Below are 6,743 nucleotides of genomic sequence, written 5' to 3' on the forward strand. Positions count from 1 at the left end.
GGCGATCGTGTATTCGAGAATCAGCGCCCATCCGACGATCCACGCCAAGCCTTCACCCAGCACGCCGTACGTATAGGTGTAAGCGGAACCGGCTACCGGAACCATCGACGCGAGCTCTGCATAAGCCAGCGCAGCCAGCGCGCAGACGACGGCGGCGATCACGAACGAGATCATCATGCCGGGGCCGGCTTTCTGACCGGCTTCGGCCGTAAGCACGAAGATACCGGTACCGATGATCGCACCCATGCCAAGCATGGTGAGCTGGAATGCGCCGAGCTGTCGGGTGAGCCCTTTCTTTTCCGCCGTGGCGAGAATCTGGTCGAGTGGCTTGACGCGTTTGAATAGCATTGAGTGGACCCCGTGAGAACGTGCGCCTCGCTTCATTGACACCTAAGAATCAGCTCAAGGGTCCGAGGCATCGACGAACCATAGCCCAGCGGAGGGCCGTGGTACAAGCTGCATTGCAGTTGAAATCACGGGATTTGAAACAGTCCGACATCGCTTGTCCGACGCCGGATGGCACTTGCGTTTTCTGCCACCGCGGTCCTTCAGAACACCATGTTGAAGGCCGCCATAGGGGTGACGAACGCATCGTTGTTGCGACCCGCAAAGCTGAATTGCACGCCGGCAATCAGACCGAAACGATCATTGAAGTTGTACTCCACGGCGGGCGCCAGGCTATAGACGTGCTGCGCTGGATCGCGCCGCGCAAACGTAGAGGTGTTTTCGCCTTTGCCCTGCACGCCAGTCAGTTGCGAAGCGGATGTGCGGTTGTAGGCCAGGTCCAGGGCAAGCGCCCACTTGGAATCGATGCTGTATTCCACGGCGGTGGAAATGCCGAACGCGTTGCCCAGTCGAATGCCGCCGCGAAAATCCTGCGGCGTACCGTAAGCACTGGCGCCTTTTACATCGACGCGGCTGGGCGGCAACGAGTAGGACATCGACGCACGGAAGCGCAGGGGCCGACCGTTGGGCAACCAGACGTATTGCTGTGCCAGCAGCGAGAAGCTGTCGACATGCGCACCGTTGCCGGTGGCATTGAGCGGGTTTTCGTTGAGTTCGTCGTAAGCCCCGGTGGGGAACCGGTGCGTGTAACGCACGGACAGCGCCGGGCTGGTGCGTTCTTCGTTGTGTGCGAGCAACTGATATTGGCCGCCGATGGAGGTGTCGGTGGCGCCCCAGCCATCGGTGTGCATGCCACCGGACATGGCGTGCGCCGCACCGACGGACGCGGTCAGCATGAAACGGTCGGTGACGCTGTAGAAGATCGGTACCAGGGTTTGCCATTGGCGGACGCTGTTCGACTTGGGCCGGGTATCCCCTTGGTCGTTGTAGGCATCCGCACTCTTGTAATACATAAGGTAGGGTTCGATGAGCCAGGTGCCTTTGGGGGCGACGTTGGGGCTGGGCGTCAGCAGCGGTCCGGTGAAGTTGATATCCGAGTCCGCGGCGCTGGCGTGTGCGCACCAGCCAGCGGAAGCGAACAGCAGGGCAAAAGTCGTGCGTTTCAGGCCGGGTCGTTTCATCGGAAGTCTCGCTCGTGTGAAGGAATAGGAAGGCGCAGTAGGCGGGCACCGACACACGATCGAAACTAAAGAAGGCTTTGCAGCCGATCTATTGAATTACTTTTAAAATCTGCCCCGTGAAGCCATGGGTTCATTTAGGAGGATGTGCGTGAGCTTGCAGCAGACCTTGAACCGCTATGCGGAAGCGTTTCCTGGCGATCCACACGCCGCCGCGTGTCTGGCATTTTTGCAACAGGCAGAGCGCCCGTTCGATCGCGAGCATGCCTCAGGCCATTTCACGGGTTCGGCCTGGCTGGTGAGCGGCGATGGCGAACGCGTGCTACTGACGCATCACCGCAAGCTGCAGCGCTGGTTGCAGTTGGGCGGACATGCCGATGGCGATAGCGACCTGGCCGCGGTGGCCTTGCGCGAGGCGGAAGAAGAATCAGGCTTGCATGGGCTGACCGTCGAACCGGCCATTTTCGACGTCGACCGGCACTGGATACCGGAGCGCAAGCACGAACCGGGACATTGGCACTATGACGTGCGCTATGTGGTGCGCGCAGGAGAGAGCGAAGCTTTCAGCATCAGCGATGAATCGCTGGAGCTTGCCTGGGTGGCGATACGCGACCTGGCCGAAAAGCATGACACGGACGAGTCGCTGCGCCGCATGGCGCTCAAGTGGCTGGCGCGACCTGCTTCCCTTAGCCGTAACGCGCCGGTGCGGGATTGAGATGGCCGCACGCCTTGCAGGTGCGCGCTTCGCGGGAGGCATAAAAGCGATCGAACACCGGCGGAAAATCCGTCTCGATGCTTTGCAGGGTGAAATATTCCTCATACAGCTTGTGATTGCAGCGCTCGCAGAACCACAGTAAGCCATCTTTCTCATGCGCAAGCCGGCGGCGCTCGATCACCATGCCGATCGAGTCGGGCACGCGCTGCGGTGAATGCGGTACGCGTGGCGGCAGGTAGAAAATTTCACCGGCGCGGATGGGACTATCGCGGGCGACGCCGTCGTCCTGGACCTTGAGCACCATCTCGCCTTCGATCTGGTAGAAGAACTCGGGGCCTTCGTCGTAGTGATAGTCGGTGCGGGCGTTCGGGCCGCCGACGATCATCACGATGAAATCGCCATCGACGATGCACTTGTTGCCGACGGGCGGCTTGAGCAAGTGGCGGTGCTCGTCGATCCAGCGCTTGAGGTCGAAGGGAGGTAGCAACGACATAAGCCCGATCCGGTGGAAACCGGGCGTCACCATAGCGCCGATGCGACACTAGAGGGAAGACGCCGCGCCGGCGACCTCGCTCACCGGCAGGAATTGCAGGAACTGCCCGCCGAAAAAGCTTTGCCCATAGTCGATCACCGCGCGGCGGTACTTTTCGGCGGTGAATTCCGCCACCAGGTCGGTGCGCCCGATGATGCCGCCGAATAGACGTTCGAAGCTGAGGTTTTGTCCCTCTTCGGATAGTGCATTGGAAAGCAGCAGCGGATGGCCGGCGTTGTCCTTGCGCTGCGACAGCAGCCACATGGCAATTTCCACGTTGCGGGCGGCGTTGTAGACGCGTTGCGCGTCGAGCCCGTCGATCAGGTACAGCACGCGTTTGCCGCCGTGCGCGGTAATCAGCATGTCGCCCAGGCCGTAGATCAGCGTGGCGATGCGGTCGCCCTTGAAATGCGGATCGAACGCCAGCTGCATGGCTTTGGTGTCGCGCGCGTCCAGACCAGCCAGCGGGGTGTGCTGGTCGATGGCGTTGCGGACCCGCGCTTCGGCTTCTTCGCGGCTGGGCGCGCCGCCTTTTTTCCATTCCGAAGGGTTGCGCTTGTAGAGCTTGTCCATCAGCAGATACAGCGCATCGAGATTGTTGCGTAGCTCGAGGTTGGCCATGCGATTGGGATCGGACTGGACGAGTTGCCCTTTGGTGAGTTTTGCTTCGGGCACGATGTGGCCATTGACGGGCGGCGTAGGCTTGCAGCCCGCGCCAGCCAGAACGAGCAGCGCCAGCCACCCTCTCAAGTACTTCTTCATGCCAAATGCGCCTGTCCATGTGCGCATAAAAAATGCGCCGCTTATGGCGGCGCATTGTGTTCGAGCTTTGCTAGCACCCCTATTGGGCGGATGCCACGCGTTCGTGCAGGCGAACGCCGCGGCGGGATTCAGACTTCCAGTGTAGCCAGGTCGCCTTTCTCTTCCAGCCAGCTTTTGCGATCCGATGCGCGCTTCTTCGCCAGCAGCATATCCATCAGCTTGGCGGTGCCGTCGTTATCTTCCACGGTCAGCTGCACCAGGCGGCGGGTGTCGGGGTGGATGGTGGATTCGCGCAGCTGCGCGGGATTCATTTCGCCCAGGCCCTTGAAGCGGGTGACGGTGACCTGGCCCTTCATCTTCTCGCGCTCGACTTTCTGCAGCATGGCCTGCTTTTCGTTTTCGTCCAGGCAATAGAACACCTGCTTGCCGACGTCGACGCGGAACAGCGGCGGCATCGCCACGAACACGTGGCCTTCGCGCACCAGGGCCGGGAAGTGGCGCAGGAACAGCGCGCTAAGCAGGGTGGCGATATGCAGGCCATCGGAGTCGGCGTCGGCCAGGATCACCACTTTGCCGTAGCGCAGGCCGGAAAGATCATCCTTGCCCGGATCGCAGCCGATCGCCACCGCCAGGTTGTGCACTTCTTCCGAAGCGAGCACCGAGGTGGATTCCACTTCCCAGGTGTTGAGGATCTTGCCGCGCAGCGGCAGGATCGCCTGGAAGTCCTTGTCGCGCGCTTGCTTGGCACTGCCGCCGGCCGAATCGCCTTCCACCAGGAACAGCTCGGTGCGGGTGAGGTCGGTGGCGGTGCAATCGGCCAGCTTGCCCGGCAGGGCAGGGCCTTGGGTGATCTTCTTGCGCACCACTTGCTTGGCCGCCTTCAAGCGTGCGCTGGCACGCTCGATCGCCAGTTGCGCGATGCGCTCGCCGAGATCGACGTGCTGGTTCAGCCAGAGACTGAAGGCGTCATGCACCACGCTTTCCACCAGCGCGGCAGCATTGCGCGAGGAAAGGCGCTCCTTGGTCTGGCCGGCAAACTGTGGATCCTGCAGTTTTGCCGAGAGCACGAAGGCCAGCCGCTCCCACACATCTTCCGGCGCCAGTTTCACGCCGCGCGGCAGCAGGTTGCGGATATCGCAAAATTCGCGCACTGCATTGGTGAGTCCGCTGCGCAGGCCGTTGACGTGGGTGCCGCCCTGCACGGTGGGAATCAGGTTCACGTAGCTTTCCTGCACCAGCTCGCCTTCCGGCAGCCAGGCCAAGGCGACATCGAGACCTTCGGTCTCGCGCGCCACGTGATGCACGAACAACTCGGCCGGCAGGCATTCGGCGCCATCGAGTTCGCCGCGCAGGTAGTCGCGCAGGCCGTCCTCGTAATACCACTCGCTGACCTCGCCGCTGGCTTCGTCGGTGAGCTTCACATTGAGGCCGGCGCACAGTACCGCCTTGGCGCGCAGCAGATGCTTGAGCTTGGAGAGCGAGATCTTCGGTGAGTCGAAGTATTTCGGGTCCGCCCAGAAACGCACGGTGGTGCCGGTTTTCTTCTTCGGCACCGTGCCGATGGTTTCCAGCGGGCTGGCGCGGTCGCCGTTGGCGAACGTCATGCGGTATTCGTTGCCGTCGCGGCGGATGGTCACTTCCACCTTGTTCGACAGTGCATTCACCACCGACACGCCCACACCGTGCAGGCCGCCGGAGAAGTTGTAGTTCTTGCCGGAGAACTTGCCGCCCGCATGCAGGCGCGTGAGGATCAGCTCGACGCCGGGAATGCCTTCTTCCGGGTGGATGTCCACCGGCATGCCACGGCCGTCGTCGCTCACTTCCACCGAGCCGTCGGTATGCACGATCACTTCGATCGATTTGGCGTGGCCGGCGAGCGCCTCGTCGACCGAGTTGTCGACCACCTCCTGCGCCAGGTGGTTTGGGCGGGTGGTGTCGGTATACATGCCCGGCCGGCGTTTGACCGGGTCAAGACCGGAGAGGACTTCGATGTCGGCGGCGTTGTAGCGACTGCTCATGCGGATGCTGGATGCGGAGGTGAGCGCGGAGGATGGGTGGTGAAGCCAGGCAGGTCAAGACAAAGCTTGAAGAGTACGCAAGCATAGCATTGGGGCTGCGTGCGCACGGCGAGGGAAGATCGGCCGGAAGCGGCGCTGAAGCCGGCGACGACGGCGAGGCGAGTGTTGCCTTAAAGTCATCCACCCAAACTGAAGGGATTGAACGCATGCCGCAAGCCGAGCCGCAGATCCAGGCCGAAGCGCTGGCCGAAGATGCATGGCTCTTGCGTTTCGGTGCAACCATTGATGTTGCGGTGAACGCTCGCGTCCACGCGGCGGCTGTGAGGCTGCAAGCAAGCATGGCGGGCGTGGAATGCGTGTCAGCCTATGCCAGCCTGCTGTTGCGCTTCGATCCGATGGAGTGGCTGGATGAAGATGGACGCTTTTCCGGGCGACGCCTGCGCGATGCGATCGATGCGGCCGTGCATCAGGCAAGTGCGCTGGAGCCGGCGTTGCGTGAAGTTGTTATTCCAGTCTGCTACGGCGGCGATATGGGCGAAGATCTGCCCGATGTCGCCGCACATGCGCAGTTTTCGCCGGAAGAGGTCGTCGCACGTCATACCGGCGTGCCGTACCGCGTGGCCATGCTGGGATTCGCCCCCGGGTTTCCTTATCTGCTCGGTCTCGACCCTGCGCTGGCCATGCCACGGCGGGGCAGTCCGCGCAGGCGCGTGCCGGCCGGGAGTGTGGCCATCGGCGGGCAGCAGACCGGCATCTATCCGCAGGCGCTTCCTGGCGGGTGGCAGCTGATCGGCCGTACGCCGTTGCGATTGTTCGATGTGACGGCAGATTCGCCGTCGCTCCTCCAGCCGGGCGATGGCGTCCGCTTTCGGGCGATTGACGAGGGCGAGTATCGACGGCTTGCCGCAGACGCATGAACATCGAGGTCATCAAACCCGGTGTGCTGAGCAGCCTGCAAGATGCGGGGCGCCGCGGCTATGCCGCACTCGGCGTCGGCCGGGCGGGTGCGATGGACGAGCCGTCATGGCGGCTGGCCAATGCCCTGGTCGGCAACCGCCATGGCGAGGCGGCGCTGGAGATCACGCTGGCCGGCCCTACGCTGCGTTTCCAGCAGGATGCTGTGGTTGCGGTGACCGGCGCGATCATTGAAGCGCGCGCGAACGGCCAGCCCTTGCCGCCGTGGACGAGTTGTT

Annotated in this window: 7 protein-coding genes and 1 pseudogene; 3 read left to right on the top strand and 5 right to left on the bottom strand. The window is 62.6% G+C overall.

Translation table 11 applies throughout. The features are described from left to right. Together VMA74_RS09700 and VMA74_RS09705 are read right to left on the bottom strand one after the other, a co-directional pair. Nucleotides 1-348, bottom strand: a 348-nt coding sequence (locus tag VMA74_RS09700) for an amino acid permease (protein ID WP_325366484.1), incomplete at its 3' end; no start/stop codon positions are given. Between the two features lie 200 nt (nucleotides 349-548). After that, nucleotides 549-1,526: a transporter gene (locus VMA74_RS09705; protein ID WP_325366486.1), complete on the bottom strand. Its 978-nt coding sequence runs from the start codon at nucleotides 1,524-1,526 to the stop codon at nucleotides 549-551. A 142-nt stretch (nucleotides 1,527-1,668) separates the two neighbouring features. On the opposite strand from VMA74_RS09705, the gene VMA74_RS09710 reads away from it, so the two are divergent. Beyond that, on the top strand, nucleotides 1,669-2,238 hold the full coding sequence (locus tag VMA74_RS09710) for an NUDIX hydrolase (protein WP_325366488.1): 570 nt from the start codon (nucleotides 1,669-1,671) through the stop codon (nucleotides 2,236-2,238). Here VMA74_RS09710 and VMA74_RS09715 read toward each other — a convergent pair. From VMA74_RS09715 to parE, 3 genes are all read right to left on the bottom strand, one after another. Then, a complete protein-coding gene (locus tag VMA74_RS09715; protein ID WP_325366490.1) occupies nucleotides 2,210-2,731 on the bottom strand; it encodes a 3-hydroxyanthranilate 3,4-dioxygenase in 522 nt (173 codons plus the stop codon). The genes VMA74_RS09710 and VMA74_RS09715 overlap by 29 nt on opposite strands. Before the next feature lie 48 nt (nucleotides 2,732-2,779). Then, on the bottom strand, nucleotides 2,780-3,532 hold the full coding sequence (locus VMA74_RS09720; RefSeq protein ID WP_325366492.1) for a hypothetical protein: 753 nt from the start codon (nucleotides 3,530-3,532) through the stop codon (nucleotides 2,780-2,782). Nucleotides 3,533-3,660: 128 nt separating this feature from the next. After that, nucleotides 3,661-5,550, bottom strand: a complete 1,890-nt coding sequence (gene parE, locus VMA74_RS09725) for a DNA topoisomerase IV subunit B (protein ID WP_325366494.1) — start codon at nucleotides 5,548-5,550, stop codon at nucleotides 3,661-3,663. A 32-nt stretch (nucleotides 5,551-5,582) separates the two neighbouring features. Between parE and pxpB the strand changes: the two genes are divergently transcribed. Beyond that, the gene (pxpB, locus tag VMA74_RS09730) at nucleotides 5,583-6,467 is read left to right on the top strand and encodes a 5-oxoprolinase subunit PxpB (protein WP_325366496.1); all 885 of its coding nucleotides are present in this window, start codon (nucleotides 5,583-5,585) and stop codon (nucleotides 6,465-6,467) included. Next, a pseudogene (locus VMA74_RS09735) lies at nucleotides 6,464-6,743 on the top strand (hypothetical protein); the annotation flags it as partial. The gene pxpB and the pseudogene VMA74_RS09735, both read left to right, overlap by 4 nt.

The sequence above is a fragment of the Dyella sp. genome, from assembly GCF_035508675.1.
Lineage (GTDB): Bacteria > Pseudomonadota > Gammaproteobacteria > Xanthomonadales > Rhodanobacteraceae > Dyella_B.

Coding starts and splice junctions, on each gene's coding strand:
- parE (WP_325366494.1), bottom strand. CDS start 5,550: ATGAGCAGTCGCTACAACGCCGCCGACATCGAAGTCCTCTCCGGTCTT.
- VMA74_RS09705 (WP_325366486.1), bottom strand. CDS start 1,526: ATGAAACGACCCGGCCTGAAACGCACGACTTTTGCCCTGCTGTTCGCT.
- VMA74_RS09715 (WP_325366490.1), bottom strand. CDS start 2,731: ATGTCGTTGCTACCTCCCTTCGACCTCAAGCGCTGGATCGACGAGCAC.
- VMA74_RS09710 (WP_325366488.1), top strand. CDS start 1,669: ATGTGCGTGAGCTTGCAGCAGACCTTGAACCGCTATGCGGAAGCGTTT.
- VMA74_RS09720 (WP_325366492.1), bottom strand. CDS start 3,532: ATGAAGAAGTACTTGAGAGGGTGGCTGGCGCTGCTCGTTCTGGCTGGC.
- pxpB (WP_325366496.1), top strand. CDS start 5,583: ATGGGTGGTGAAGCCAGGCAGGTCAAGACAAAGCTTGAAGAGTACGCA.